Origin of the sequence: Pontibacter aquaedesilientis (assembly GCF_014773225.1) — a bacterium.
Lineage (GTDB): Bacteria > Bacteroidota > Bacteroidia > Cytophagales > Hymenobacteraceae > Pontibacter > Pontibacter aquaedesilientis.
The window spans coordinates 86092-112847 of record NZ_JACXAJ010000002.1 but is presented as its reverse complement, the minus strand read 5'-3'; the positions used below and the strand labels follow the sequence as shown (position 1 = coordinate 112847).

Annotated in this window: 25 protein-coding genes; 21 read left to right on the top strand and 4 right to left on the bottom strand. The window is 50.6% G+C overall.

Annotated features, from left to right (window positions below):
- Positions 1–30 precede the first annotated feature (30 nt).
- The 3 genes from clpB (at position 31) to H9Q13_RS05470 (ending at position 4131) form a co-directional block, all read left to right on the top strand.
- A complete protein-coding gene (gene clpB, locus H9Q13_RS05480) occupies positions 31–2649 on the top strand; it encodes an ATP-dependent chaperone ClpB (RefSeq protein WP_191182775.1) in 2619 nt (872 codons plus the stop codon).
- 141 nt (positions 2650–2790) lie between these two features.
- Entirely contained in the window at positions 2791–3087 is a 297-nt protein-coding gene (locus H9Q13_RS05475) for a hypothetical protein (protein ID WP_191182774.1), read from the top strand.
- A gap of 204 nt (positions 3088–3291) precedes the next feature.
- Positions 3292–4131, top strand: coding sequence for an alpha/beta hydrolase (locus tag H9Q13_RS05470; RefSeq protein WP_191182773.1), 840 nt, complete (start codon positions 3292–3294; stop codon positions 4129–4131).
- A 13-nt stretch (positions 4132–4144) separates the two neighbouring features.
- Here H9Q13_RS05470 and H9Q13_RS05465 read toward each other — a convergent pair whose 3' ends face one another.
- Positions 4145–5368, bottom strand: coding sequence for a lactonase family protein (locus H9Q13_RS05465; RefSeq protein ID WP_191182772.1), 1224 nt, complete (start codon positions 5366–5368; stop codon positions 4145–4147).
- Between the two features lie 219 nt (positions 5369–5587).
- On the opposite strand from H9Q13_RS05465, the gene H9Q13_RS05460 reads away from it, so the two are divergent.
- Both H9Q13_RS05460 and H9Q13_RS05455 read left to right on the top strand, forming a co-directional pair.
- On the top strand, positions 5588–6181 hold the full coding sequence (locus tag H9Q13_RS05460; RefSeq protein ID WP_191182771.1) for a HupE/UreJ family protein: 594 nt from the start codon (positions 5588–5590) through the stop codon (positions 6179–6181).
- 63 nt (positions 6182–6244) lie between these two features.
- Positions 6245–8584: a M1 family metallopeptidase gene (locus H9Q13_RS05455; RefSeq protein ID WP_191182770.1), complete on the top strand. Its 2340-nt coding sequence runs from the start codon at positions 6245–6247 to the stop codon at positions 8582–8584.
- A 138-nt stretch (positions 8585–8722) separates the two neighbouring features.
- On the opposite strand, the gene H9Q13_RS05450 is transcribed toward H9Q13_RS05455, so the two are convergent.
- Both H9Q13_RS05450 and H9Q13_RS05445 read right to left on the bottom strand, forming a co-directional pair.
- On the bottom strand, positions 8723–10069 hold the full coding sequence (locus H9Q13_RS05450; RefSeq protein WP_191182769.1) for an NAD(P)/FAD-dependent oxidoreductase: 1347 nt from the start codon (positions 10067–10069) through the stop codon (positions 8723–8725).
- Between the two features lie 243 nt (positions 10070–10312).
- Positions 10313–10960 (bottom strand): carboxypeptidase-like regulatory domain-containing protein, encoded by a 648-nt coding sequence (locus H9Q13_RS05445; protein ID WP_224744102.1) that lies wholly within the window; start codon positions 10958–10960, stop codon positions 10313–10315.
- Positions 10961–11058: 98 nt separating this feature from the next.
- Between H9Q13_RS05445 and H9Q13_RS05440 the strand changes: the two genes are divergently transcribed.
- From H9Q13_RS05440 to H9Q13_RS05375, 14 genes are all read left to right on the top strand, one after another.
- Complete coding sequence (locus H9Q13_RS05440; RefSeq protein WP_191182768.1) at positions 11059–11445, top strand: ArsR/SmtB family transcription factor; 387 nt, start codon at positions 11059–11061, stop codon at positions 11443–11445.
- Positions 11446–11582: 137 nt separating this feature from the next.
- Complete coding sequence (locus H9Q13_RS05435; RefSeq protein ID WP_191182767.1) at positions 11583–12284, top strand: YjjG family noncanonical pyrimidine nucleotidase; 702 nt, start codon at positions 11583–11585, stop codon at positions 12282–12284.
- A gap of 118 nt (positions 12285–12402) precedes the next feature.
- Positions 12403–14037 (top strand): L-glutamate gamma-semialdehyde dehydrogenase, encoded by a 1635-nt coding sequence (pruA, locus tag H9Q13_RS05430; RefSeq protein WP_191182766.1) that lies wholly within the window; start codon positions 12403–12405, stop codon positions 14035–14037.
- 418 nt (positions 14038–14455) lie between these two features.
- A complete protein-coding gene (locus tag H9Q13_RS05425) occupies positions 14456–14638 on the top strand; it encodes a hypothetical protein (protein WP_191182765.1) in 183 nt (60 codons plus the stop codon).
- A 145-nt stretch (positions 14639–14783) separates the two neighbouring features.
- On the top strand, positions 14784–15158 hold the full coding sequence (locus H9Q13_RS05420) for an NADH-quinone oxidoreductase subunit A (protein ID WP_191182764.1): 375 nt from the start codon (positions 14784–14786) through the stop codon (positions 15156–15158).
- Between the two features lie 80 nt (positions 15159–15238).
- Positions 15239–15793, top strand: a complete 555-nt coding sequence (locus tag H9Q13_RS05415) for an NADH-quinone oxidoreductase subunit B (protein ID WP_007655226.1) — start codon at positions 15239–15241, stop codon at positions 15791–15793.
- Between the two features lie 5 nt (positions 15794–15798).
- Positions 15799–16305 (top strand): NADH-quinone oxidoreductase subunit C, encoded by a 507-nt coding sequence (locus tag H9Q13_RS05410; RefSeq protein WP_191182763.1) that lies wholly within the window; start codon positions 15799–15801, stop codon positions 16303–16305.
- Positions 16306–16320: 15 nt separating this feature from the next.
- Positions 16321–17571, top strand: a complete 1251-nt coding sequence (gene nuoD / locus H9Q13_RS05405; protein ID WP_191182762.1) for an NADH dehydrogenase (quinone) subunit D — start codon at positions 16321–16323, stop codon at positions 17569–17571.
- 123 nt (positions 17572–17694) lie between these two features.
- Positions 17695–18222, top strand: coding sequence for an NADH-quinone oxidoreductase subunit NuoE (gene nuoE, locus H9Q13_RS05400; RefSeq protein ID WP_191182761.1), 528 nt, complete (start codon positions 17695–17697; stop codon positions 18220–18222).
- A 63-nt stretch (positions 18223–18285) separates the two neighbouring features.
- A complete protein-coding gene (gene nuoF, locus H9Q13_RS05395) occupies positions 18286–19632 on the top strand; it encodes an NADH-quinone oxidoreductase subunit NuoF (protein ID WP_191182760.1) in 1347 nt (448 codons plus the stop codon).
- Between the two features lie 206 nt (positions 19633–19838).
- The gene (locus tag H9Q13_RS05390) at positions 19839–20819 is read left to right on the top strand and encodes a 2Fe-2S iron-sulfur cluster-binding protein (RefSeq protein ID WP_191182759.1); all 981 of its coding nucleotides are present in this window, start codon (positions 19839–19841) and stop codon (positions 20817–20819) included.
- Between the two features lie 3 nt (positions 20820–20822).
- Entirely contained in the window at positions 20823–21884 is a 1062-nt protein-coding gene (gene nuoH, locus H9Q13_RS05385; protein ID WP_191182758.1) for an NADH-quinone oxidoreductase subunit NuoH, read from the top strand.
- A gap of 73 nt (positions 21885–21957) precedes the next feature.
- Positions 21958–22467, top strand: coding sequence for a NuoI/complex I 23 kDa subunit family protein (locus H9Q13_RS05380; protein WP_191182757.1), 510 nt, complete (start codon positions 21958–21960; stop codon positions 22465–22467).
- 4 nt (positions 22468–22471) lie between these two features.
- A complete protein-coding gene (locus H9Q13_RS05375; protein ID WP_191182756.1) occupies positions 22472–22990 on the top strand; it encodes an NADH-quinone oxidoreductase subunit J family protein in 519 nt (172 codons plus the stop codon).
- A 57-nt stretch (positions 22991–23047) separates the two neighbouring features.
- On the opposite strand, the gene H9Q13_RS05370 is transcribed toward H9Q13_RS05375, so the two are convergent.
- On the bottom strand, positions 23048–24097 hold the full coding sequence (locus H9Q13_RS05370; protein WP_224744101.1) for a DUF6929 family protein: 1050 nt from the start codon (positions 24095–24097) through the stop codon (positions 23048–23050).
- A 318-nt stretch (positions 24098–24415) separates the two neighbouring features.
- Here H9Q13_RS05370 and nuoK point away from each other — a divergent pair, with 318 nt between their 5' ends.
- Together nuoK and nuoL are read left to right on the top strand one after the other, a co-directional pair.
- Positions 24416–24745 carry an NADH-quinone oxidoreductase subunit NuoK gene (gene nuoK / locus H9Q13_RS05365; RefSeq protein ID WP_191182755.1) on the top strand — a complete coding sequence of 110 codons (330 nt, stop codon included), beginning with the start codon at positions 24416–24418 and terminating at the stop codon, positions 24743–24745.
- A 45-nt stretch (positions 24746–24790) separates the two neighbouring features.
- Positions 24791–26752, top strand: coding sequence for an NADH-quinone oxidoreductase subunit L (gene nuoL / locus H9Q13_RS05360; RefSeq protein ID WP_224744100.1), 1962 nt, complete (start codon positions 24791–24793; stop codon positions 26750–26752).
- Positions 26753–26756 lie beyond the last annotated feature (4 nt).

Sequence of the window (26756 nt, the reverse complement as noted above, 5' to 3'; positions counted from 1 at the left end):
AACTAATACTAATGGAAAACAGCAAAGGCTATGAACTTTAATAACTATACCATCAAAGCCCAGGAGGCCATTCAAAAGGCCACTGAGATAGCAGGCGGCTTCCAGCAGCAGGCGATCGAAACCGGGCACATTTTAAAAGCGATTCTGGAGACGGACGAGAACGTCACTAATTTTCTACTCAAGAAACTGAACATCAACGGCAACATCCTGCACACCAAGCTGGACGAGACGGTAGCGGCTTACCCCAAAGTGAGCGGCGGGAATCCATATCTGGCCAACGATGCCGCGGCAGCATTGCAAAAGGCCACTTCTTACCTGAAGGAATTCGGGGATGAATATGTAGCCATCGAGCACATCCTGCTCGGCATCATGGCGGGCCGTGATAAGGTAGCCGGCATCATGAAGGACGTTGGCTTTAATGAGAAAGACCTGAAAAAAGCGATTAAGGAACTGCGCGGCGGCACCAAAGTGACGGATCAGAACGCTGAGGCAAAGTACAACTCCCTCAAGCGCTACGCCCGCGACCTGAACGAGATGGCCCGCAACGGCAAGATTGACCCGGTGATCGGACGTGATGAGGAGATTCGCCGTGTGCTGCAGATTCTGAGTCGCCGCACCAAAAATAACCCGGTACTGCTGGGCGAGCCCGGTGTGGGAAAGACTGCTATTGTAGAGGGTTTGGCGCAGCGCATCGTCAGCGGTGACGTACCCGAGAACCTGAAAAATAAAACCCTCATGAGCCTGGATATGGGTCTGCTAGTGGCAGGTGCCAAGTATAAGGGTGAGTTTGAGGAGCGTCTGAAGGCAGTGATCAAAGAAGTGGTGGACGCTGAGGGCGAAATCGTGCTCTTTATAGATGAGATCCATACTCTGATTGGGGCGGGTGCCGGTGGTGAGAGTGCCATGGACGCAGCCAACCTGCTTAAACCTGCCCTGGCGCGAGGTGAGTTGCACGCTATTGGTGCGACCACGCTCAAAGAATACCAAAAGTATATCGAGAAGGACAAGGCACTGGAGCGTCGTTTTCAGGCGGTGATGGTGGACGAGCCAAGCGTTCCGGATGCCATTTCGATCCTGCGCGGTATCAAAGACAAATATGAGGTACACCACGGGGTACGGATCAAGGACGACGCCATCATTGCGGCGGTAGAGCTATCGAACCGCTACATCACCGACCGCTTCCTACCTGACAAGGCCATTGACCTGATGGACGAAGCGGCCGCTAAGCTGCGCATCGAGATCGACTCTTTGCCGGTGGAACTGGACGAACTGCAGCGCCGCATCATGCAGCTCGAGATTGAGCGGGAAGCGATTCGCCGCGAAAACGACAAAGACAAAGAAACGGTGCTTTCCAAAGAGATTGCCGAGCTATCTACGAAACGCGACGACCTGAAAGCCAAGTGGCAGAACGAAAAGCAGATCATTGAGGGCATTCAGAAAGCGAAGGAGAACATCGAAAACTATAAACTGGAAGCTGAGCAGGCCGAGCGCTCCGGTGACTATGGCCGTGTGGCAGAGTTGCGCTATGGCAAGATTCAGGAAGCCGAGGCGAAACTCAAAGAACTACAGGAGCAGGTACACCAAATGCAGGGCGAAAACCCGATGCTACAGGAGGAAGTCACCGCCGAAGACATTGGCGAAGTAGTGGCCAAGTGGACAGGTATACCGGTAAGCAAAATGCTGCAAAGCGACCGCGAAAAACTATTGCACCTGGAGGAAGAACTGGGCAAGCGTGTAGCAGGTCAGGAAGAAGCCATACAGGCCATTTCTGACGCCGTGCGCCGCAGCCGTGCCGGTCTGCAGGACCCGAAACGCCCGATTGGCTCCTTCATCTTCCTGGGTACAACCGGTGTGGGTAAGACGGAGCTAGCCAAGGCATTGGCCGACTACCTGTTCAACGACGAGAACGCCATGGTGCGCATCGACATGAGCGAGTACCAGGAGCGCCACGCTGTGAGCCGCATGATTGGAGCGCCTCCGGGATACGTGGGCTACGACGAAGGTGGCCAGTTAACCGAGGCAGTGCGCCGCAAGCCATATTCTGTGGTGCTGCTCGACGAGATTGAGAAGGCGCATCCGGATGTGTTCAACATCCTGTTGCAAGTGCTCGACGATGGCCGCCTGACCGACAGCAAAGGGCGTGTGGTGAATTTCAAGAACACGATCATCATCATGACCTCCAACATCGGTTCGCAGATCATCCAGGCGAATTTTGAGAAGATGACGCCGTTCAACCAGGACGACATGCTGGAGCAGACCAAGGATGAAGTGTTCGAGTTGCTCAAGAAATCCGTTAGACCGGAGTTCCTGAACCGAATTGATGAGCTGGTGATGTTCCGTCCGCTGAGCCGCGAGGATATTCGCAAGATCGTGACGATCCAGTTCGGCCACATCCAGGAGCGTCTGGAAGAGTCAGGTATACAGCTCATTGCCACCAACGAGGTACTGGATTACCTGGGCGAGCAGGGCTACGATCCGCAGTTCGGTGCCCGTCCGCTGAAGCGTGTGCTGCAGCGTCAGGTGCTCAACGAACTGTCCAAAGAGATATTGGCCGGCCACGTAAATAAAGATTCTGTGGTAGAGGCTGTACTAGACAACGGACAGATTCGTTTCAATAATGTGAACATTGAATTACCCACCCAAGGGTAAGCAGATTGTGTAATAAGAGTAAAGTTTAGTTGAGCAAAAGGCCTTCCAGTTTGGGAGGCCTTTTTGTTTTTCATTCTTACAGGGAACTGCATGAAACCTTTTATGCAATATTCCCTATATCTAAAAAAACATAATATATCCATGCAGGATAAAAAAGCATTTTTAAGGATAAACCTGAGAACGGTCGGTACCTGCCTGATCGCTGGCGGTATGCTGTTGTCCATTTTCAGTGTTCTAAGATTCCCCCCTGCCGGTTTTGGCTCCCTCCATTACACCACCATCATCGCATTTGCCCTGGAGCTCATGGGCGTTTTGTTGTTGTCCAGGCATTTGTTCAGCACCGACAGAGGACAACGCTACAGTCGCCTTTTCCTGGCAGTTGGCCTGCTTACATTAGTAGTGGTGTACTTTATTGTGTGCCGGGATTATCTTATATAAGCACAAGTAACCATTGCCTTGCACCTACGTCCCGACCTGCTTCTTTTCTGCCTGGTTGAAGTAACGGATGTTGTGATTCTTCACACTGCTAGCCCATCCGGCAGATAGCTGCTGCCCTTTTTTATTTGTCTTGCTTATTCGCTATACCTGATTCACGGGATACGACCAAATTTTTTAATTTGCAGTTACGCTATACCTGAGACCATGCAAAAGAGCTTCTATACCTTCTTCCTATTCCTTTTTCTCACGTCACTTTCCGCCCAAGCCAAGGTGGATACGCTGCTCATCCAAAGCCCTTCCATGCAGAAAATTTTGAAAGCGGGGGTGGTGACACCGGACAGTTATAAGAAGAAAAAGAACGGCCCTTACCCGGTGCTATACCTGCTGCACGGCTACAGCGGCAACTTCAGCAACTGGCTCAAAGTGCCGCCTCAGAAAGACCTGCTACAGAATATGTCCGATAAGTACCAGCTCATCATTGTAACGCCTGATGGCGGGTATGGCAGTTGGTATTATGACAGCCCGGTTGACAAAGCCAGCCAGTACGAAACGTTCATCACCAGCGAACTGCGAAAGGAAGTTGAGAGCAGGTATAGGGCTATTCCTGAGCGAAACAGTCGCTTCATTTCTGGCCTGAGCATGGGCGGACATGGGGCGCTATACCTGGCCACTCGCCACCCGGAGTTATACCTGGCAGCCGGCAGCATGAGCGGCTCTTTAAACGTAGCCGGTATAGACCGCAAAAATCTATTGCCCAGTATAGAGGCGGTGCTCGGACCGAAAACAGAGAATCAGCAGGTATACGAAGCCAATTCCATTGTGCATATGGTGCCGCTACTGAAGCAAAGTGGCGTGCATTTTATGATCGATTGCGGTGTGGATGATTTCCTGATAGAGGACAACCGTGAATTGCACCGCCGACTGGTGTATGAAAAAGTGCCGCATGAATACACAGAGCGACCGGGTACCCACTCCTGGGCCTACTGGGGAAACGCCCTGGAGTATCACCTCCTGTTCTTCCAGAAAGTACGAGCATTAAAATAGGTATAGCTTTCTATTAAAACGCCGGCACCACCTGTAGGCAGACTGGTTTCTGCACCTTCACTTCATACCCCGCTGGCGTTAACCGGCCACTGGCTTTGTCTACTTTGAAGGAAACGATGGAATTGGATCGCTCATTAGCAACCAGCATCACATTGCCCGTCAGGTCGAGCGTGAAATCACGAGGCCAGTCGCCGCCTGTAGCTTGGTGCTGCACCAGCGTCAGTTTGCCCGTTCCACCATCGATAGCGTATACCACGATGCTGTTATGGCCTCGGTTCGAGCCATACAGGTATTTCCCATCCGCCGATACCTTCACAGCAGCGCAGGAGTTGTCTCCTTTGTAATCAGCAGATAGTGTGCTGATGGTTTGAAGCTCAGCGAACTCACCTTTCTCACTATCATAGGCCAGGGCGGTCATGGTAGAGTTAAGCTCGTTGATCACGTAGGCAAAACGGCCATCGGGATGGAAAATCATATGCCGCGGACCTGCGCCAGGCTTGCCAGCAAAAGCAATAGATTTACCATAGGTTTCAGTTGTTACTGCCGCCCGCTCGGAATTCAGCTTATACCTCAGAATTTCATCCGTACCCAAGTCTACTGAAAAGGCAAACCTTCCATCGGGGCTGGGACCAATGTAATGCGCATGGCCTGCCTCCTGTCGCTCTTTGTTAGGGCCTGACCCGGTGTTCGGCGGATGTATAATTGGAAGTTCTTCCCCTATGGTGCCATTTTCCTGAATAGGGAAGGCCACTATATTACCTCCTGTGTAATTCGCAACCATTATCGTTTTATTCGGCTCATCCAGCGAAATGTGGCAAGGTGCCATTCCATATGAAGGCACTTTATTCAACAGCTTTAGGTCGCCCGTTTTTTGATCAATAGCAAAAGCACTGACCGCCCCATTTTTTTCTCCCTGATAATTTCCCGTTTCGTTCACGGCATAAAGAAAACGTTGGTCTTTGTCCAGCGCCAGGTAAGATGGATTCTCACCGGCCCTCACACCCAGCACTCGTCTGAGTTCGCCAGTTGCTGTATTCAGCCTGTAGAGCCAGATACTTTCCTGTTCGGGTTTGGCGTAAGTGCCCACGTATACCATGGAGGTGTCTATGTCGTCATCAGATTGTACTTCGGCTGTTTTGTCTGCCTTTTGCTCAGACTGGGGAGAGTTGCAGCTTGCCAGCAAGAGTGCTATAACTGCTAAAACTACCTTACCGTAGCTGCGTTGCTTGTGTGTCATATACCTTATCATGTATCAAACTTCGGCTGAATACCCTAAGAAACAGAAAAAACCAGTAGCCCACACTATCCTCATTAATCAAACCGGACCATTTTCCTGCCACACCTATACCCAGACATTTTTATCATATCCTATACCTGCTAATGTGCTCTTGCAAACTTCCCGGCTAAACATTAATTTGCAGCTTAGCCGTTATTCAACCTTTTTATTCACCTGACTGTGTCATCGGTTTTTTCCACTTACATCGAGCTGGGCTTTCATCATATTTTTGATTTCAAGGCTTACGACCACATGCTGTTTTTACTGGCCCTTTGCGCCATCTATACCTTGCGCGACTGGCGGCAGGTGCTGGCCCTCGTTACCAGTTTCACCATTGGCCACTCCATCACCTTGGCCCTTTCTACGTTCAACATCATTAAATTCGATACGGCACTCATTGAGTTTCTTATACCTGTCACCATCCTTTTTACCTGCGTCATCAATTTTTTTAAGCTCAACAGCGCAGCTTCCAAACAGCACCCGATCTGGTCTTTCCATAACCTGTTGGCCATCACGTTCGGACTGATTCACGGCATGGGCTTCTCTAATTTCCTGAAGTCGATGTTGGGTCGCAACGGCGATACCTGGCAGCAATTGCTGGCCTTTAACATCGGCATTGAGCTGGGGCAGTTACTCATCGTGAGTATTTTGCTGGTAGTAGGTTTCCTGATGATCAACCTGTTCCGGGCTAAAAAGCGCGACTGGATCATGGTGCTTTCCAGTGCCGCCGCCGGTATCGCCTTGGTGCTGATGATCGAGACCAATATTTTCTAGTCCTTAAAATTTCTACATCTTTCACTCTATACCTTACTCATCTAAACACACCTTATACCTTCCATGAAAAACATAATCAGAGGGTTGGCATTTTTCGGACTGTTGGCCGGGCCATTGGCCACCATGGCGCAGGATACGAAATTTGGCCAGCTCGGGCAGGAGCTGCCGACACCCAACACTTACCGCACCGCCTCGGGTGCCCCCGGCCACCAGTACTGGCAGCAACGCGCCGACTATACCATCAAGGTAGAGCTCAACGACGAAAACCAGTCTGTTACCGGTTCCGAAACCATCACCTATACCAACAACTCGCCGGACGTGCTCACATACCTGTGGGTACAACTCGACCAGAACATCTACGAGCCGAAGTCGATGAGCAACCTGACGCAGACAGGCAATTTGCAGGACCGCATGTCGACCACAGCGATTGATTACATGACGCGTGAGGCCTTTGACGGAGGGTATAAGATAAAGGCGGTGAAAGATCGTGGCGGCAAAGACCTGAAGTACACCATCAACAACACCATGATGCGGATCGACCTGCCAACGCCGCTTAAGCCAAAACAGTCCTATACCTTCAGCATCGACTGGTTCAACTTCATCAACGACCAAAAGGCGCTGGGCGGCCGCGGCGGCTACGAGTACTTCCCGGGCGACAATAACTACCTGTACGAGATGGCACAGTGGTTCCCGCGCATGGCCGTGTACGACGACGTGAACGGCTGGCAGCACAAGCAATTCCTAGGCTCCGGTGAGTTCGCCTTACCGTTTGGCGACTACAAAGTGAGCATTACGGTGCCGGCTGACCATATTGTGGCCTCTACGGGCGAATTGCAGAACGCCAGCCAGGTACTAACTTCGGCGCAGCAGAAACGCTTCGCCGACGCTGCCAAAGTCGACAAGCCCATGCTGATCGTGACGCAGGAAGAAGCCACGCAAGCCGAGAAAGCTAAATCCAAGAGCAAGAAAACCTGGATATACAGCGCCAAGAACGTGCGTGACTTTGCCTGGGCCAGTTCCCGTAAGTTCATCTGGGACGCCATGAACGTAAAAGTGGGCAACCAGAACGTACTGGCGATGTCCTACTATCCGAAAGAGGCAAACCCACTTTGGGGACAATACTCTACAGAGTCGGTGGCGCATACCTTGAAGGTATATTCCAAGCATACCATTGACTACCCATACCCGGTGGCTATCTCGGTGCACGGCCCGGTAGGCGGCATGGAGTATCCGATGCTTTCGTTTAACGGTTACCGCCCGGAGGCTGACGGCACATATTCTGCTAATACCAAGTATGGTCTGATCACGGTAATCATCCACGAAGTGGGCCATAACTTCTTCCCGATGATCATCAACTCTGACGAGCGTCAGTGGACCTGGATGGACGAAGGCCTAAACACTTTCATGCAGTACCTGGCTGAGCAAGAGTGGGAAAAAGGATACCCGTCGCGTCGTGGCGAGCCTGCCAACATTGTGGACTACATGAAGAGCGCCAAAAACACGCAGGTGCCGATCATGACCAACTCGGAGTCGGTGCTGCAGTTCGGAAACAACGCTTATGGTAAACCGGCCACTGCCCTGAATATCCTCCGCGAAACCGTGATGGGCCGCGAGCTGTTTGACTATGCCTTCAAGGAGTACTCCAACCGTTGGGCTTTCAAGCACCCCATGCCAGCCGACTTTTTCCGTACCATGGAAGACGCCTCGGGTGTAGACCTGGACTGGTTCTGGAGAGGCTGGTTCTATACCACCGACCACACTGACATTGCCATCGAAGGCGTGAAATGGTATACCATCGACTCGCAGAACCCGGATTTTGTGAGCGCCCAGAAGCGTGAGCAACAGAACAAAGCCCCACAGACGCTTTCACAGCAGCGCAACCTGCAGGACATCAAAAGAACAAGGCTGGATGAGCGCCCGGAATTGGCTGATTTCTACAACAGCTACGACCCGCTGGCAAGCACCGCTTCCGACAAGGACCGTTACCAGAAGTTCTACGCTTCGCTGTCCAACCAGGAGAAGAAAGTACTGGACTCCGGCTTGAATTTCTACGAAGTAGGCTTCAAAAACCTGGGCGGACTGGTGATGCCCCTGATCGTGCGCATGGAGTATGAAGACGGCACCGACGAGGTGGTGAACATACCTGCCGAGATCTGGCGCTACAACAACGACGAGGTAACGAAGGTGTTTGTGACCGAAAAGCCAGTGGTTAGCTTCACGCTGGACCCGTTCCTGCAGACAGCAGACACCGACTTGTCCAACAACAGCTACCCACGCCGCATGGCCCCGTCCCGCTTCGACATTTTCAAGCAGAACCGCCAGCAGCAGCCTAACCCGATGCAGCAGCAGCGCCAGGAAACAAGCCGCAGCACCAGCAATGGCAATAGCGGATCTAATCGCTAAGGGTTACTAGTCTTGATTTAACTCACCTCTTCCAAGAGATAAAACAGAAACGCCCCGGACCAGATGATCCGGGGCGTTTTTCTGTTATTCTAATTACAGATAATCAACAATTTAACAATCCAACAATCAACAATTAAACTACTCCATATTGTACTTGTTGATAAACTGCCGCTTCACCCGGTCTCCTTTCCGAACAAAAGGACGGATGATCAGGCGGGTACCATTCTCATAGGTAAAGAACTTATAGATCCAGTTGCTGAGCACGACCAGTTTGTTACGGAAACCGATCAGGTACATGATGTGCACAAACAGCCAAGTTACCCAGGCAAAGAAGCCACTCAAGTGGATGTCTTTCGGCAAATCCGCTACAGCGCGGTTACGCCCGATAATGGCCAGCGACCCTTTGTCGAAGTATTCAAATTCCTCCATCTGGTCTCCTTTGATCAGGCGCTTCAGGTTCTTGGCCAGCAGCTTGCCCTGCTGTATTGCGGGCTGCGCCACGCCAGGATGTCCCTTTGGCCACTTTTCCGTTTTCATCAGGGCAATATCCCCTATCGCAAAGATATCGTCATAGCCCACAATCTGGTTATAGCGGTTTACCAGGATACGGCCGCGCTCAACGGCCTCGGTTGGCAATCCATTGATGAGGGCACCCTGTACGCCAGCGGCCCATACCAAAGTCTGCGCCTGTATTTGCTCCCCGCCTTTGATGGTGGCAACATACCCATCGTAGGACTCTACCAGTGCATTTAACCGTACATTCACGTTGAGCTCCTGCAGGTATTTCAGTGTTTTCTCACTCGACTCGGGCGACATAGGTGGCAGCACCCGGTCCATACCTTCTATCAGGTAAATGTTCATCTTGCTGAAATCTACAGCCGGGTAATCGGTTGGCAGGATGTGCTTGCGCATTTCAGCCAAGGCTCCAGCTGTCTCTACACCCGTCGGTCCGCCGCCCACGATCACAAAGTTGAGCAGACTCTGCTGCAGTTCCGGGTCAGTGGTCATGCTGGCCTGCTCGAAGCATTGCAACAGTTGGCTGCGCAGGTTCAGGGCATGGGGAATCTGTTTCAGCGGGAAGGCATTTTTCTTCACTTCTTCGTTGCCGAAATAATTTGTTTTGGTACCCGTAGCGATAACTAAATAGTCGTAGGGCAGATCACCTACCAAGGTCTGCACCGTCTTGGAAATGGGGTTCACGCCGTTCACTTTTACCAAACGGAAATGAAAATCCTCAAACTCGTCACTGCCAAACATTTTGCGCAACGGCTCGGCAATAGAGTCAGGCTCGAGACCGGCGGTGGCCACCTGGTACAGCAGCGGCCAGAAACCATGGTAGTTTTGTCTGTCGAGCAGTACCACCTGGAAGTCTCTGCATTTCAGCTTTTGAGCCAGGTTTATTCCCCCGAATCCACCACCGATAATTACGACACGCGGTTTGGTGGTGTCGGGTATGTTAAGCGACAATTTATCTACATCAAGCATAAGGCAAATTTATGTTCTGGTTTAGCACTTGCATGGCCTCCTCCGGGCCATTTCAGTATACGTTTCTTTCTATATTGTGGGATAACGCAGACCTCTGATGTTAGTTACTTTCAGTGCAATTTGACTGGTGCTGATGTGAGTAGTGGCAGCTTTTTATGATTAAGGGGTTGCGCTGTCAGCAAAAAAGCCCCGGGGCAGGTATAGCTATACCTGCCCCGGGGCTTTCACTTCTATTCAAAAATGCTATTTCTTGTTGAACTCGCCGTTCTTGAGCATATTGAGCAATTGGATAATAGCAAAGGGGCTCACAGTCGGGAACATATTGCGCTGCTCCTGTCGCTGCACGTTCTGCATGTTCCAGTTTCTGAAATTGGCGTTTCCGTCCATTGGCGTCACGCTGAAGAGTTCCTCCAATCTTTTGGGGTCCAGGTTGCGCATGGCAATGGCCATTCCGTCGTCGGGCACCTTCACTGCCAGCACCGCGTCCCTGAAGTCGCGCTCAGTGGCCCACGGAAACACCTGCACTTCGGGCAGCTGCGTCGGGTCTTCCTGCATTTGCATGATAATGGAATAGCTCTGGCTCTGGTAGTTCTTCGGTACTTTCAGGTACTGTTTTTTATACCCTATGGCACTGAACACGACACTGTCGCCGGTCAGCACGGGTACCGAGAAGAAACCATAGGCGTTGGTCTGGGCACCTCGGCTGGTCTTGGGCACATACACGTTCACGCCGGCCACACCATACAGGCTGTCGCCGATGGTTACGAAACCGGTGAGTTGCACGACCCGCTTGTGGCCCTGCGCGGCCACTTCGCCGGTGGTTCCCAATAATATAAAGGCAAGCACTACCAGTGGCAACAGCCATCCGGCAGCACGTTTATTCTTAAGCATGAGTTGTTGTAAAATGAGCTTCATGTAGTACAATAATACTTCATATAATTTTATTATAGCAGCTTTTGGCTAATTTTGTTCTGACACGCGGTTCAATTATGAGGCTCAAACACTTTAGTTTATCGTTCGGGGAACAGGTTTTAAAGGCGCTCGCAGACGACTCCCGGCTGCGCATCCTGCACCTGATCTTGCGTAACAAAGAGATGTGTACCTCAGACCTTGAGCATATACTGGACTTCACCCAGACCAAGACTTCGCGGCACCTTGCCTACCTGCGCAATGCCGGCCTGGTGACGTCCCGCAAACTCGATCAGTGGGTATACTACTCTCTAAAGGATGAAGCCTCTGATTTCGTTCAACAGATTTTCGCATACCTGGAGCGCGACCTCTTTCTGCAAAAAGATCAGGAGACCTATCGCATCCTGTACTCTAACCGCGAACTGGCCGTTAACCGCATGCAAACCCGGCGCTGGACAGACAGTTAATGCTTATAAGACAAATCGCTGATTCTTTTGTTTAAACAGTGATATAGCACATTTAGTATACTTCAGCCTGTATCTGCCGCATATATTTTTAAACATACCGCCCGCCAAGTCGTTTCTATCTAGCTGACCCCTTATTTATGAAGCCATACAAACACATCTTCTTCGACCTCGACCACACCCTGTGGGACTTTGAGAAGAACTCCGAGGAGACCCTCTATACCTTGTACCACGAGTTTGGCCTGGCTGACTTTGGCAAGTTCAACTGCGACTCCTTTTACAAAAAGTACAAGTTTGTCAATCACCTCCTCTGGGACCTTTACAACAAAGGCAAAATAGACCAGAAAGAGTTGCGCGAGTCCCGCTTTGTGAAAACCCTGACCGGCTTGGGTCTGGAGCCACACCAAGTGCCGATAGGTATATCCGAAGCCTACACCGACCTGTGCCCGCAGAAGACGGCTGTGTTCCCTTATACCTTTGAGGTGCTGGAATATCTGAAACCAAAATACGGACTTCATATTATCACCAACGGTTTCAAGGATGTGCAGTACATCAAAATGAACGGCTCTAAGCTGACAGATTATTTTGGGGAGATTGTGACGTCGGAGTGCTGTGGGTATAAGAAACCCGACAAACGCATATTTGAGCATGCCCTGGATCGCATTCAGGTGCGCTCCCAAGACTGTCTGATGATCGGCGACAACCTGGAGTGTGACATCGACGGGGCCCGTCTGGCAGGTATGGATCAGGTGTTTTTCAATCCGGAGAAAACCAAAAGCAAACTCTCGCCCAAACCTACCTACCACATCCACTGCCTAAGCGAGCTACAGGCTATGTTATAGCAAAGCTATACCTGTTACAGGCCGGAAAATAAAATAATTCGCCTTACCTTTGTATAGCAGGCTGCCCCGCGCGGTCTGGCGAATGTCTTATTCTGAATCTGTAAAATATCAAAAAAAGATGGCAACAGGATTTTTTAGAGTACCTACACCAGTAAACGAACCTGTAAAATCGTACGCACCGGGCTCTCCGGAGCGCGAGGAACTGCAGCGCACTTATAAAGAACTTAAGTCGAAAGAGATTGACGTGCCAATGTATATTGGTGGCGACAAGGTATACACTGACAACAAGAAGCCGATGCTTCAGCCGCATGACCACCAGCACATCCTGGGTCACTTCAGCGAAGGCGACGCGTCACACGTGGAACAGGCTATCAATGCGGCACTTGCCGCTCGGGAAGAGTGGGCTGCCATGGGCTGGGAGCACCGTGCTTCTATCTTCCTGAAAGCCGCTGAGCTGTTGGCTGGCCCGTGGAGAGCGCGTTTGAATGCCGCCACCATGCTGGGCCAGTCGAAGAATGCTTATCAGGCGGAGATCGACGCTGCCTGCGAACTGATCGACTTCCTGCGCTTCAATGTGCAGTATGCCACTGAGATCTACCACATGCAACCGGAGTCTTCTCCTGGCGTATGGAACCGCATGGAGCACCGTCCGCTGGAGGGCTTCGTGTTCGCTTTGACGCCATTCAACTTCACGGCCATTGCCGGTAACCTGCCAGCCTCTGTTGCCATGATGGGCAACGTGGTGGTATGGAAGCCTGCTCACACGCAGATCTATGCAGCGCAGATGATCATGGAGCTGTTCCGCGAAGCCGGCCTTCCGGATGGCGTCATCAACCTGGTGTATGTAGACGGTCCAACGACTGGCGAAGTGATCTTTAACCACGCTGATTTCGCGGGTATCCACTTCACAGGCAGCACCGGCGTATTCCAGCACATCTGGAAAACTATCGGCACAAACATCCATAAGTATAAGTCATACCCACGCATTGTAGGCGAGACAGGCGGCAAGGACTTTATCGTGGCGCACAACTCGGCAGACGCCAAGCAGGTAGCGACCGGTATCGTGCGTGGTGCTTTCGAATACCAAGGCCAGAAATGCTCTGCCGCTTCACGCGCTTATATCCCGAGTAACCTGTGGGAAGACGTGAAAAACTATGTGGTAGAAGACCTGAAGACCTTCAAAATGGGTCCGCCAGAGGATTTCTCAAACTTCATCAACGCCGTTATCGACGAGAAGTCATTTGACAAGATCGCCAAGTACATCGACAACGCCAAGGAGAGCAACGAAGTGGAAGTAATTGCCGGTGGTAACTACGACAAATCGAAAGGCTATTTCATTGAGCCAACTGTGCTGCTGTCGCATAACCCGCAGTATGTAACGATGTGCGAGGAGATCTTCGGACCGGTGATTACCATCTACGTGTACGATGAGAACAACTTCGAAGAGACGCTGGAACTGGTAAACTCTACTTCGCCATACGCCCTGACAGGTGCCATCTTTAGCCGCGACCGTTATGCCGCTGAGTTTGCTACGAAGATGCTGGAGAACGCAGCCGGTAACTTCTACATCAACGACAAGCCAACCGGCGCCGTGGTAGGACAGCAGCCATTCGGTGGCGCCCGCGCTTCCGGTACCAACGACAAGGCCGGCTCTATGCTGAACCTGTTGCGCTGGGTATCTGCCCGCTCTATCAAAGAGACGTTCGTAACGCCAACAGACTACCGTTACCCATTCCTGGGTGAGAATAAATAAGGTATAGCTATACCTGAAACAGGAAGCACCACGCTCGTAAGGGCGTGGTGCTTTTGTTTTTAGGCCAATAACAGTAAAATGAATGTATATGCTTTATAATATCTTGTTTCAGTGTACCGGGCCGAACCACCCCTAGCCCCTCCTTAGCCAAGGCGGGGAACCTGCCGCTGCTATATTATGCTTAGCTTGATGTGCAAGATTAACATCCCCCTCCCCCCTTCAAAGGGAGACTTCTTCTGCAGCTGCCTATTTTCAAGTATAAACTTTTTAATGACTGTTACCAATCACCGGCACGCATTGCCAGCTAACTTGTACTGACACTACAAAGGTATAGCTTGAGCCAAGTGCACTTTACCGACGCTCCACTGTTTGAGCGTTCAGCGAGTTTGGAGCGTCTTTACTTTTTTGCTTACTTTTTGTGTCAAGACAAAAAGTGAGTGCCAGCCGCACAGGCGAAACAGCTTCCCGGCTGGCCAAGCCATGCTATAAAAAAAAGCCAGTCACTATACCTGAATCTAGTAGCAACAACTCGTGTTGCAACACACATTCCGCTATACCTGATACCTCCCCCACAATCACCAACAACATCGGCTATACATAATACAAGAACAACAGGAATTGCATTAACCCCGGCCCATTCTACTTTAGAACAATTTTAAACGCCATTTACATTGGATATAGTCTTTTGATTGTTGGCTATTTATACCTAATTTTGCTCCCAAATTTCAATAAAGCATTACAGCAATATGGAAACTACTGGTACTCAGTATCTACCGTCGGACTATCTTCCTATTTTGATACAATTTGCGGCAGCGCTCGGCTTCGTTATTTTCGCGCTGGTGGTGACCCATTTACTTGGTCCGAAAAGAAAAAGTGAGGTAAAAGACAACCCCTGGGAAAGTGGTGTGGAGTCGGTGGGCGATGCGCGTACGCCGATCTCTTACAAGTACTTTATCACGGCCATCCTGTTCGTGCTGTTCGATATTGAAATTATCTTCATGTACCCTTGGGCAGTGAACTTCCGCGAGTTCGGTCTGGAAGGCTTTCTGCCGATGATGTTGTTCCTTGGTGTGATCCTGGCAGGTTTCTTCTACGAGATCAAAAAAGGCATTCTCAAGTAGTTTGGCGCTGTTAAACTTTTATAGGGTTAACAGTGTTTTTTCAGGGGTAAATGCAGATTAAAACTCAGAATTTCAGAAACATGAGCGATACAAATAAAGATATAAACATGGTAGAGGCACCAGAGGGCCATAGCGGCGCTGGTTTCTTTGCCACTTCCTTCGAGAAAGTGATTGGTTTGGCCCGTGCGAACTCGCTTTGGCCATTGCCTTTTGCCACTTCTTGCTGCGGTATCGAGTTTATGGCGACCATGGGCTCTACCTATGATATTTCCCGTTTCGGTTCGGAGCGCCCAAGCTTCTCGCCACGTCAGGCCGACATTCTGCTGGTGATGGGTACCATCGCCAAGAAGATGGGACCTGTTGTAAAGCAGGTATACGAGCAGATGGCGGAGCCACGCTGGGTGGTGGCCGTGGGTGCTTGCGCTACGTCAGGCGGTATTTTCGACTCATACTCTGTCCTGCAGGGTATAGATCGCGTGGTACCAGTAGACGTGTACGTACCGGGCTGCCCGCCAAGACCAGAGCAGATTCTGGACGGCTTGATGCGTGTGCAGGATTTGGCTAAGAACGAATCACTACGCCGCCGACACTCACCTGAATATCAGGCACTTTTGGCTTCTTACAACATTAAATAAGCAGCATGGAGCTTACGAACGAAAACGTACTCGGTAAACTGATAGCGCAGTTCGGTGAAGAGAACATCGTAGATGCCTACAACCCGGATGGCATCATGACTTTCACGACAAACCGTGAGAACATCATCGCCCTGATTCAATACCTGTATGACGACAAGGACCTGCAGGTGCAGTTCCTGACCACGATGGCAGGTATACACTTCCCGGACCACAAAGGCCGGGAGATGTGCATGATGTACCAGTTGCACAGTCTGCGTCATAATTTCCGTCTGCGCATTAAGGTGTTTGTACCTGCAGAGGACCCGGTATTGCCGACGCTGACCAACATTTACGCCACCGCCAACTGGATGGAGCGTGAGGCCTATGACTTTTACGGTTTCATCTTTACCGGTCACCCGAACCTGATTCGCATCCTCAACATCGAGGAGATGGAATACCACCCGATGCTCAAGCAGTATCCGCTGGAAGACCAGACGCGGGAAGACAAAATCGATACTTATTTCGGACGCTAAGCCAGATAAACCACTATGGCTACTGATAATAAAACAGCTGATACTGACCAGTTGCAGGAGTTTCGCGACAACCGCGACCTGAAACTGCAGGACAAAAAGAACGAGAACCTGACGACCCTGAACCTGGGTCCGACGCACCCGGCAACGCACGGTATCTTCCAGAACATCTTACAGATGGACGGGGAGGTAATCATGGACGCCGTGCCGACCATCGGGTACATACACCGTGCTTTCGAAAAGATTGCCGAGCGCAGACCGTTCTACCAGATTACACCGCTCACTGACCGCATGAACTACTGTTCGTCCCCTATCAACAACATGGGGTACCACATGACAGTCGAGAAGCTTTTAGGTATAGAGATCCCAAAGCGTGCGCAGTACATCCGCGTGATCATGATGGAGCTGGCCCGTATTTCCGACCACTTGATCTGTAACTCGATCCTGGGTGTGGACTCCGGCGCCTTTACCGGCTTCCTGTATGTGATGCAGGAGCGTGAGCACATTTATGATATTTACGAAGAGGTATGCGGTGCCCGTCTGACGACCAACATGGGTCGTATCGGCGGTATGGAACGTGACCTTTCTCCAAAAGCATTGCACCTGATCGGTGAGTTCCTGAAGCGCTTCCCGAAGGTATGGGCGGAGTTTGAGAAAATGCTGACCCGTAACCGTATTTTCATCGACCGTACGGTGGGTGTGGGTGCCATTTCGGCTGAGCGTGCCCTGAACTACGGATTCACGGGTCCTAACCTGCGTGCTGCCGGCGTGGACTACGACGTGCGCGTGATGAACCCTTACTCATCTTACGAGGACTTCGAGTTTGAAATTCCGGTTGGCGAAAAAGGCGATACCTACGACCGATTCCTGGTAAGAAACGAAGAGGTATGGCAGAGTTTAAAAATCATTGAGCAGGCTTACAAAAACCTGCCGGAGGGTTCTTACCACGCCGATGCCCCGCACTACTACCTGCCACCAAAGCAAGAGGTATACACCAGCATGGAAGCGCTTATCTATCACTTCAAGATTGTGATGGGCGAGATTGACGCTCCGAAAGGCGAGGTATACCACAGTGTGGAAGGCGGCAACGGCGAGCTTGGCTTCTACCTGATCAGCGATGGCGGTAGAACACCGTACCGTCTGCACTTCAGAAGGCCTTGCTTTATCTACTATCAGGCTTACACCGAGATGATTAAGGGCGGTCAGCTGGCCGACGCTATCCTGACGCTGAGTAGCCTAAATGTGATTGCCGGCGAACTGGACGCCTAGACAGTGAACAGTAATCAGTTTTCAGTAAACATTATTTGAATACTGAAAGAGGAGATTGATTACTGATAACTGTTAATTGTTTACTGAAAAAATTCCTGTTAACTGTTAATTGTTAACTGACAAATGATAAAAGACGCATTTAAGTTTTCTGATAAGGCCCTTGCTGAGATTCAGCGCTATATCAGCCATTACCCGGAAGGACGCCAGAAGTCTGCCCTGTTGCCAGCCTTGCACGTTGCGCAGGCGGAGAACAATGGCTGGGTGAGCCCTGAAGCGATGGACGCGATTGCCGAAATCCTGAACATACAGCCAATCGAGGTATACGAGGTGGCTACCTTCTATACCATGTTCAACCTAAAGCCGGTTGGCAAGCACGTGCTCGAGGTATGCCGAACAGGCCCTTGCTGCCTGCGCGGTGCCGACCAGATGATTGAGACATTCAAGCAAAAGCTCAACATCGAGGAAGGCGAGACAACGGCTGACGGCATGTTTACCCTGAAGCCGGTGGAATGCCTTGCTTCGTGCGGTACCGGCCCGATGCTGCAGGTGCGCGAAACCTACTACGAGAATCTGGACAGCGAAGAAGCAGTGGACCAGTTCATCGAAATGATGCGCAACAAAGAGGTGGAAACGCCTGAGTGGGCGAAGTAATTCATTAAAAAATCAGGCAGATCGCCTTAACACTGCGACTGCCGAGCTATATATCCTGTTACAATGGGAATCAAGATATTAACCGAACATATTAACGTACCAGGTATCGAAACCCTGGAGGTGTATCGCAAGCATGGCGGCTACCGTTCGGTAGAAAAAGCCATCAAAACGATGACCCCAGACGAGGTGGTGGAAGAAGTGAAGACATCAGGCCTGCGTGGTCGTGGTGGCGCTGGCTTCCCGGCCGGTATGAAGTGGAGCTTTTTGGCTAAGCCGGAGGGTGTTCCGCGTTACCTGGTTTGCAACGCCGACGAATCGGAGCCGGGAACTTTCAAGGACCGTGTGTTCATGGAGAAAAACCCGCATGCCCTGATCGAAGGTATGATCACATCGAGCTATGCCCTCGGTGCGAACACTTCTTATATCTACATCCGTGGTGAGCTATTGTTCATCCTGCGCATTCTGGAAAAAGCAATCGCCGAGGCGTATGCAGCTGGCTTGCTTGGCAAGAACATCCTGGGTTCAGGTTATGATTTGGATCTGCATGTAGCGCCGGGTGGTGGTGCGTATATCTGCGGAGAAGAAACAGCCCTGTTGGAGTCATTGGAAGGCAAGCGTGGCAATCCGCGTAACAAGCCGCCATTCCCAGCGGTGAAAGGTCTGTTCCAGTCGCCAACGGTGGTAAATAACGTGGAGACAATTGCGTCTGTGCCGTGGATTGTAAATAATTCCGGTGCTGAATACGCTAAGATTGGTGTAGGTCGAAGCACAGGTACTAAACTGATTTCTGCGAGCGGTAACATTAACCGTCCGGGCGTTTATGAAATTGAGTTGGGTGTTCCGGTGGAGGAGTTTATCTACTCTGACGAGTATTGCGGCGGTATCTGGAAAGGCAAGCAACTAAAGGCCGTTGTGCCGGGAGGCTCTTCTGTTCCGATTCTGCCTGCCGACCTCATTATGAAAACGGCTACCGGAGAGCAGCGCCTCATGACCTACGAATCGCTATCTGACGGTGGATTTGTGAGCGGCTCTATGCTGGGTTCAGGTGCCTTTATCGTGTTTGATGAAGACCAGTGCATCGTGCGTAACACGTGGAACTATGCCCGTTTCTATCACCATGAGTCATGCGGACAGTGCAGCCCTTGCCGTGAAGGTACAGGCTGGATGGAGCGCGTGTTGCACCGCATTGAGCATGGCCACGGCCATCAGCAGGATATCGACCTGTTGGTAAGCGTAGCCAAGCAGATTGAAGGAAATACGATATGCCCGCTGGGCGACGCAGCTGCCTGGCCTGTAGCCAGCGCAATCCGTCACTTCCGGGAGGAGTTCGAGTGGCACATCAAACATCCGCAGGAAGCTACGGCTCCAGGTGCGGTGTACAGAGGACAGTTAGCGGCAGCTACTGTTTAGACTGAGACAATATCTTCTACTCTGTCATTCTGAAAGAAACTTAGTAAAAGGGAGGTTAAGCCTTTGTGCTACTCGCCAACAAGATCCTTTCAGGATGACAAAGAGAAAGAATAATAAATCATCCTGAAAAGGAAAGTATAGCTTAAATCGTTTGTTGCAACGCTTCACGAAAAACGGGCAATGAATAACGAATAACGAATTAAAAGATGGCTAAAATAACATTTGACGGCATCGAGGTAGAGGTTGAAGATGGAACTACCATCCTGCAGGCCGCCCGTAAGATCGGTGGTGATGTAGTGCCTCCTGCCATGTGTTTTTATACCCCGCTGAAAGGCAGTGGCGGTAAGTGCCGTGTGTGCCTTGTGAAGGTAACGCAGGGTTCTGCCCGTGATCCGCGCCCTATGCCGAAACTGGTAGCTTCTTGCATTACACCGGTACAGGACGGCATGGTAGTGGAAAACACAACCAACGAAGAAGTACTGAATGCCCGCAAGGGTATTGTGGAGATGTTGCTCATCAACCACCCGCTGGACTGCCCAGTATGCGACCAGGCTGGTGAGTGCGACCTGCAGAACCTATCGTATGAGCACGGTGTGAGCGCAACACGTTACGAAGAACCGCGCCGTACTTTCAACAAAGTGGACCTGGGTCCTTACATCCAGCTGCACATGACGCGTTGCATTCTGTGCTACCGTTGTGTCTACACGGCTGACCAGATTACGGAGAAGCGTGTACATGGCGTGTTGGGCCGTGGCGACGCAGCAGAGATTGGTACGTACATCGAGAACGTGATCGATAACGATTTCTCAGGCAACGTGATCGATGTGTGCCCGGTGGGAGCCCTGACAGACAAGACATGGCGCTTTAAGAACCGTGTTTGGTTCACCAAACCATTGAACGCGCACCGCGACTGCCCTACCTGTAGCGGTAAAGTAACGCTTTGGTCACGTGGTGATGCCGTGTTGCGTGTAACAGCCCGCAAGGACGAGTACGCGGAGGTGGAGGAGTTCATCTGCAACACCTGCCGCTTTGACAAAAAGGAAATGAGCGACTGGACCATTGAAGGACCACGTCACATCGATAGTGGGTCTGTCATTTCTGCTAACCACTACGAACTGCCTGTGGTGAATGTGCCAATTGTGCCGAACCTACCTAAATCTACTGTTAAAAAAATGCCAACGGAATAACGCATGGATTCTGTACTTCTCATATACAAAGGCATCTACATTCTGGCCATTTTCGGTATTTCCCTACTGATTGCGACCTACTCTACTTATTTTGAACGTAAGATTGCTGCTTTCATTCAGGACCGTGTAGGTCCAAACAGAGCAGGCCCGTTCGGTTTGCTGCAGCCCCTGGCTGACGCTGGAAAACTGTTTTTCAAGGAAGAGTTTATACCTGCCAGAGCAAACAAAGTTCTCTTCATTCTGGGCCCTGGTATTGCGATGCTCGTGGCAGCTATGTCGAGTGCGGTCATCCCGTTTGGCGACACACTCATCCTAGGTGAAACAACCTTCGACCTGATTGCCATTGACGTGAACATCGGTGTGCTTTACATCTTCGGTGTGGTGTCGCTGGGTGTGTACGGTCTGATGATTGGTGGATGGGCATCGAACAACAAGTTCTCCTTGCTGGGCGCTATCCGTGCGGCTTCTCAGAACATTTCGTACGAACTGGCCATGGGTCTGTCGCTGATAGCGGTGCTGATGCTGAGCGGCTCCCTGTCGTTGAAAGTAATTGCAGAGCAACAGGCGGGCTTTAACTGGAACATCTGGTACCAACCACTCGGCTTCCTGATTTTCCTGATCTGTGCCTTCGCGGAGACGAACAGAACACCATTTGACTTACCTGAATCGGAAGCCGAACTAATTGGCGGTTACCACACCGAGTATAGTTCGATGAAGTTGGGTATGTACTTGTTTGCCGAGTACATCAACATATTCGTAGCTTCGGCTGTGATGGCAACGCTGTACTTCGGAGCCTATAACTTCCCGTTCATGGAGAACCTGCGCAATGCCTTTGACGATCCGGTTCTGGGCAACAACGTGGTGACAATACTAGGCGTTGGCGTGATGTTCGCGAAGATCTTTGCTTTCATCTTCTTCTTTATGTGGGTACGCTGGACGTTACCGCGTTTCCGCTACGACCAGTTGATGAAGCTAGGCTGGAACATCCTGATTCCGCTGGCCATCCTGAATATCCTGCTTACGGGCGGTGGTATTCTACTCTATGACTATTTTACAAAAGGATAACGACAATTGAATGCTGCCTTGCCTGACGCTGTTATAGACAGACAACACAGACAGCAATCATCATCGAGATACAATGGAACCACTATCAAATAGAAAAAAGAACGTAGCACAAAAGGAAATGACGCTCTCGGAGCGCATGTACCTGCCTGCTATCGCTCAAGGTTTGGGAATAACGTTAAAGCACTTCTTCAAGAAGAAAGCGACGATCAACTATCCGGAAGAGACACGCCAGCGCAGCGAAATCTGGCGCGGTTTGCACGTGCTAAAGCGCGACGAAAACGGTGCTGAGCGTTGCACGGCCTGTGGTTTGTGCGCTGTGGCTTGCCCGGCTGAAGCCATCACGATGACGGCTGGTGAGCGCAAGGCAGGTGAGGAGCATCTGTACCGCGAAGAAAAATACGCCGTGACTTATGAGGTAAACATGTTGCGCTGTATTTTCTGCGGTCTTTGTGAAGAGGCTTGTCCTAAAGCTGCCATCTTTCTGCAGGACGATAAACTGGCCCCTGCCCGTTACGAGCGTGACGAATTCATTTACGGCAAAGACCGCTTGGTAGAACCGTTAAAAACCACTGAAACCAAATAATCCGATGACAGAAAGTCTGTTTTTCTTCTTTGCTTCGCTAACGCTGCTTTGCGCCGTCATGGTGGTTATCGCCAAAAACCCGGTATACAGCGTTATCTTCCTCATTCTGACATTTTTCACTATTTCAGCGCATTATATCTTGCTGAACGCACAATTTCTGGCGGCGGTGAATATCATAGTATACGCCGGTGCCATCATGGTACTTTTCCTGTTCGTGCTGATGTTCATCAATACCGGGAAAAATGTGCAGGGTACAGTAAAAGGCAGTATTATATCCAAGATAGCGGGTGCTGTTGCAGGAGGTCTGCTATTTGTAGTGGTAGTGGCTGCCCTAAAGGATGTAACGCTTGGACACCCGGACCCAGCCACCTACAATTCGCAGGTAGGTATGGTAGAGAACCTGGGTAAAGTGCTTTTCACAAAATATATGTTGCCATTTCAGTTAGTGGCGGTGCTTTTCCTGGTATCGATGGTAGGTGCCGTAATGATTGGTAAACGAGAAGCAGGAGAGCAGAACTTCTAATCCAGGTATAGCTTTAGGAATTAAGAAAGCCAGCGCGAAAAGTGCTGGCTTTTTTTATTACTCCACATCCAACAGCACCTCCAGCAAATCCGACCCGCCCCTATCATCATCCGAAACCACCACCAGCCTATATCGGGTCTTTCCTTCCCGCTTGCGCACAACCACTGATTCCGCTTTGCCGGTATAAGGCTTGCCATCTGCCTGCAGGATAAGCGTGGCAGGTGCATCCAAGGTATCCTGCTTGCCAATCCAAGAAAAAGGGATAAAGCCTAGGTAGCTACCGAGTACTTCGCCATCGCCATAAGCATTATCGGTATCTTCTAAAGAAGCTGTAAAGAACAGTTTGTCGTCATACACATAAGCCCCCGAAAAACCAGCTTGCAGCATGTTGAGTTCAGGTAGGCAGAAATAGCTGAGTTCGGGCTGTGGCAGTTGGGCACCAGACTCACTAAGTAGGTAAGGTATAAACTCTGACAAGCGATACGAAATCAGCACATTCTGTCCGGTACCGATGGCCCGCTGCAACAGGTATATCTTGCCGTGACCTGCTGCTACGCCTTCGATGTTGAGCAAGCTACCGCCCAACATATCAGCCTCGTGCTCGAGCTGTTGGTAAAGCGGATTCAAGTCAATGGTATAAGCAGCGTGTGTTCCGGCCCCTTCCCGGCAAATATCATCGCCGCAGATGTTGTACAGGTACGCTTTGCGGCGGGCCGGGGCAGATCCGGATCCCATCATCAAAAGGTAAGGCTTGCCCTGGTGCTGCAAAAGCGTCATCCCCTCCAAGTCGGCTTTATCAGCCTTAGGAATACGGCCATTCACAAATCCTTCTGGTTTGAAAATAGCATCCTGTGACTCTACCTGAAAGTTTTTGTCGAGACGGTACAGGTAGGGCGAATCATCCCCGACGACATAATAGTGATTGCCCAGCAGTTCGAGGCCCGAGGCAGAGGGCAGGGTGTCGTAGCGCAACAACTGTGTGATCGTGGCTTTCAGGTTGCTCTCAGGTATAGCATCCTCATTGCCTGGTAAAGTGGCCGGCTGCTGACAGGAAGATGACCAGATTGCCAATAGAGCAAGGTACAAGAAGCCTGTAAGTCGATTCATAGAAATAAACGCAAAATGAGGTATAGCCAATGGCAGAACAATACATGTAAGGTATACATACGCCTAGGGAACATAACCTGACGAAAAGCAATTTTTTTCAAAGGATCTATACCGATGAAAAGCCTTGGCAAGGCATAAGCCAGGACATAACACGACATACCCGTCATCAACAAAATATAAATCTTTTGAGAAGGTTGGTTCAGGAGGAAACTCCCCAAGAAGATTAGAAATATGTTATGGATTTTACAAAAATGGGGATAACTTTGCGACTTGATTTCAGAATTGTAATTTACCAGTAATACGTTCAGCAACTAGACGATGAACCAAATGCCAGAGGTTATCCGAACCATCCCGCTTGAATTTTACCTATACTTCAGCACGGCCCTTTTCGCCATTGGCGTAATCGGCGTTCTCACCAGACGAAACGCCATCGTTATCTTTATGTGTGTCGAGCTGATGCTCAATGCCGTGAACGTACTGATGGTTGCTTTATCGTCTTATCGCTCTGACCCGAACGGACAAATCTTTGTTTTCTTCATCATGGCGGTGGCGGCAGCGGAAGTGACGGTTGGCCTGGCCATCATCGTAATGATTTACCGCAATATCCGCTCTACGAACGTCCAATTGCTCAACTACCTCAAGTGGTAATCCTCATTCATTTAACCTGAATAGCTTAACTAAATCATACGCTAAATGCAAGAAGTAGTAATGCCCATCAACAATCAGGAAATGGCGCTGCTGTGTTTGCTTGTGCCGCTCCTGCCGTTCATAGGCTTTCTGATTAACGGACTCGGCAACCGCAAATTGCCCAAAGCCCTTGTAGGTCTGTTGGGCGCTGGCACCGTGCTGGCCTCGTTTCTGATCTCGGTATACCTGTTCATCGACTTCACCTCCAATGGCAGTCGTCCGTACATCGTTGACCTTTACAACTGGTTCACGGTAGGTACCCTCGAGATTGGTTTTTCGTTCATGATCGACCAGCTTACCTTGCTGATGTTGCTCATGGTGACAGGTATCGGTTTCCTGATCCACGTGTATTCAGCGGGCTACATGAGCCACGACGAAAACTACGGCAAATTCTTCTCCTTCCTCAACCTGTTTATGTTCTCGATGTTGCTGCTCGTGATGGGCTCTAACTACGTGATGATGTTCGTGGGCTGGGAGGGCGTTGGTCTTTGCTCTTACCTGCTGATCGGTTTCTGGAACAAGAACACCAACTATAACAATGCCGCCAAGAAAGCCTTCATTATGAACCGTATCGGTGACTTGGGCTTCCTGTTGGGTATTTTCCTTATTTTCATCACGTTTGGCAGTGTGAGCTACCCAGAGGTGTTCCTGTCCGCTTCGCAGATGACAGGCCTGACTGACAGCGGTGTGATGATCGCCATTACCATGCTTTTGTTTGTAGGTGCGATGGGTAAGAGTGCGCAGATTCCGCTCTTCACGTGGCTTCCTGACGCGATGGCAGGTCCTACGCCTGTTTCAGCCCTGATTCACGCTGCAACCATGGTGACGGCGGGTATCTACATGGTGCTTCGCTCGAACGTGCTGTATGTGCTGGCCCCGACTACGATGGAATTTATCGCCATCATTGGTCTGGCTACTGCCCTGCTGGCCGCTACCATTGGTCTGGCGCAGAATGACATCAAGAAAGTACTGGCCTATTCTACTGTCTCGCAGCTGGGCTTTATGTTCCTTGCGCTCGGTGTAATGGCTTTTTCTTCATCAATTTTCCACGTACTCACGCACGCTTTCTTTAAGGCCCTCCTATTCCTGGGTGCTGGCTCTGTGATTCACGCGGTGAGCAACGAACAGGATATCCGCAACATGGGTGGCCTGCGCAAATGGCTGCCGGTTACGTTCATCACCTTCCTGATTGGTACGCTGGCGATTTCAGGTATACCTCCTTTCGCTGGTTTCTTCTCGAAAGACGAATTACTGGCGCATGTGTTTGAGCATAATAAACTGATGTGGGCATTGGGCCTGCTGGCTTCGTTCATGACCTCGTTCTACATGTTCCGCCTCCTGTTCCTGACTTTCTTCGGCAAATTCCGAGGCACGGAGGCGCAGCGTTCGCACCTGCACGAGTCCCCAGCTTCCATGACCATTCCACTGATTGTACTGGCTATCCTTTCCACAATAGGTGGTTTTATTGGTCTGCCAGCTGTTTTCAGCGATACACATACCTTGGGTAACTTCCTGTCGCCTATCTATGACTTTGCACGCCAGGCCAATGGGGCCGCACTGGAAGCACCGCACATCGACCACGCTACCGAATATATCCTGATGGCTGTTTCTGTAGCAGTAGCGGTTATCGCGATTATCATTGCCTATGTGATGTATGTGAAGAAAGAAACAGTGCCAGCTCCTGAGGGAACGCGCCTGTCTCCTATCCAAAACCTGATTTACAACAAATACTATGTCGACGAGATTTACGACACGGTGTTTGTGCGTCCAGTGATGGCCTTGTCATCGGCTTTCCACCAATTCGTGGATGTGATCGTGGTGGACGGCATCGTGAATGGCTTCGGCAAACTGGTGATGGCGAGCGGCCGTATGCTCCGCCTGACGCAGAGTGGCGTGATTGGCTTCTATGTACTTGTGATGGTGGCCAGCATTGTTCTGATTCTATTTTTAAACTTCTTTATCGGTTAAGGTT

Coding starts and splice junctions, on each gene's coding strand:
- nuoK (WP_191182755.1), top strand. CDS start 24,416: ATGAACCAAATGCCAGAGGTTATCCGAACCATCCCGCTTGAATTTTAC.
- pruA (WP_191182766.1), top strand. CDS start 12,403: ATGGCAACAGGATTTTTTAGAGTACCTACACCAGTAAACGAACCTGTA.
- clpB (WP_191182775.1), top strand. CDS start 31: ATGAACTTTAATAACTATACCATCAAAGCCCAGGAGGCCATTCAAAAG.
- H9Q13_RS05440 (WP_191182768.1), top strand. CDS start 11,059: ATGAGGCTCAAACACTTTAGTTTATCGTTCGGGGAACAGGTTTTAAAG.
- H9Q13_RS05465 (WP_191182772.1), bottom strand. CDS start 5,368: ATGACACACAAGCAACGCAGCTACGGTAAGGTAGTTTTAGCAGTTATA.
- H9Q13_RS05450 (WP_191182769.1), bottom strand. CDS start 10,069: ATGCTTGATGTAGATAAATTGTCGCTTAACATACCCGACACCACCAAA.
- nuoD (WP_191182762.1), top strand. CDS start 16,321: ATGGCTACTGATAATAAAACAGCTGATACTGACCAGTTGCAGGAGTTT.
- H9Q13_RS05420 (WP_191182764.1), top strand. CDS start 14,784: ATGGAAACTACTGGTACTCAGTATCTACCGTCGGACTATCTTCCTATT.
- H9Q13_RS05410 (WP_191182763.1), top strand. CDS start 15,799: ATGGAGCTTACGAACGAAAACGTACTCGGTAAACTGATAGCGCAGTTC.
- nuoE (WP_191182761.1), top strand. CDS start 17,695: ATGATAAAAGACGCATTTAAGTTTTCTGATAAGGCCCTTGCTGAGATT.
- H9Q13_RS05475 (WP_191182774.1), top strand. CDS start 2,791: ATGCAGGATAAAAAAGCATTTTTAAGGATAAACCTGAGAACGGTCGGT.
- H9Q13_RS05390 (WP_191182759.1), top strand. CDS start 19,839: ATGGCTAAAATAACATTTGACGGCATCGAGGTAGAGGTTGAAGATGGA.
- H9Q13_RS05435 (WP_191182767.1), top strand. CDS start 11,583: ATGAAGCCATACAAACACATCTTCTTCGACCTCGACCACACCCTGTGG.
- nuoL (WP_224744100.1), top strand. CDS start 24,791: ATGCAAGAAGTAGTAATGCCCATCAACAATCAGGAAATGGCGCTGCTG.
- H9Q13_RS05455 (WP_191182770.1), top strand. CDS start 6,245: ATGAAAAACATAATCAGAGGGTTGGCATTTTTCGGACTGTTGGCCGGG.
- H9Q13_RS05375 (WP_191182756.1), top strand. CDS start 22,472: ATGACAGAAAGTCTGTTTTTCTTCTTTGCTTCGCTAACGCTGCTTTGC.
- H9Q13_RS05370 (WP_224744101.1), bottom strand. CDS start 24,097: ATGAATCGACTTACAGGCTTCTTGTACCTTGCTCTATTGGCAATCTGG.
- H9Q13_RS05380 (WP_191182757.1), top strand. CDS start 21,958: ATGGAACCACTATCAAATAGAAAAAAGAACGTAGCACAAAAGGAAATG.
- H9Q13_RS05415 (WP_007655226.1), top strand. CDS start 15,239: ATGAGCGATACAAATAAAGATATAAACATGGTAGAGGCACCAGAGGGC.
- H9Q13_RS05445 (WP_224744102.1), bottom strand. CDS start 10,960: ATGCTTAAGAATAAACGTGCTGCCGGATGGCTGTTGCCACTGGTAGTG.
- nuoF (WP_191182760.1), top strand. CDS start 18,286: ATGGGAATCAAGATATTAACCGAACATATTAACGTACCAGGTATCGAA.
- nuoH (WP_191182758.1), top strand. CDS start 20,823: ATGGATTCTGTACTTCTCATATACAAAGGCATCTACATTCTGGCCATT.
- H9Q13_RS05470 (WP_191182773.1), top strand. CDS start 3,292: ATGCAAAAGAGCTTCTATACCTTCTTCCTATTCCTTTTTCTCACGTCA.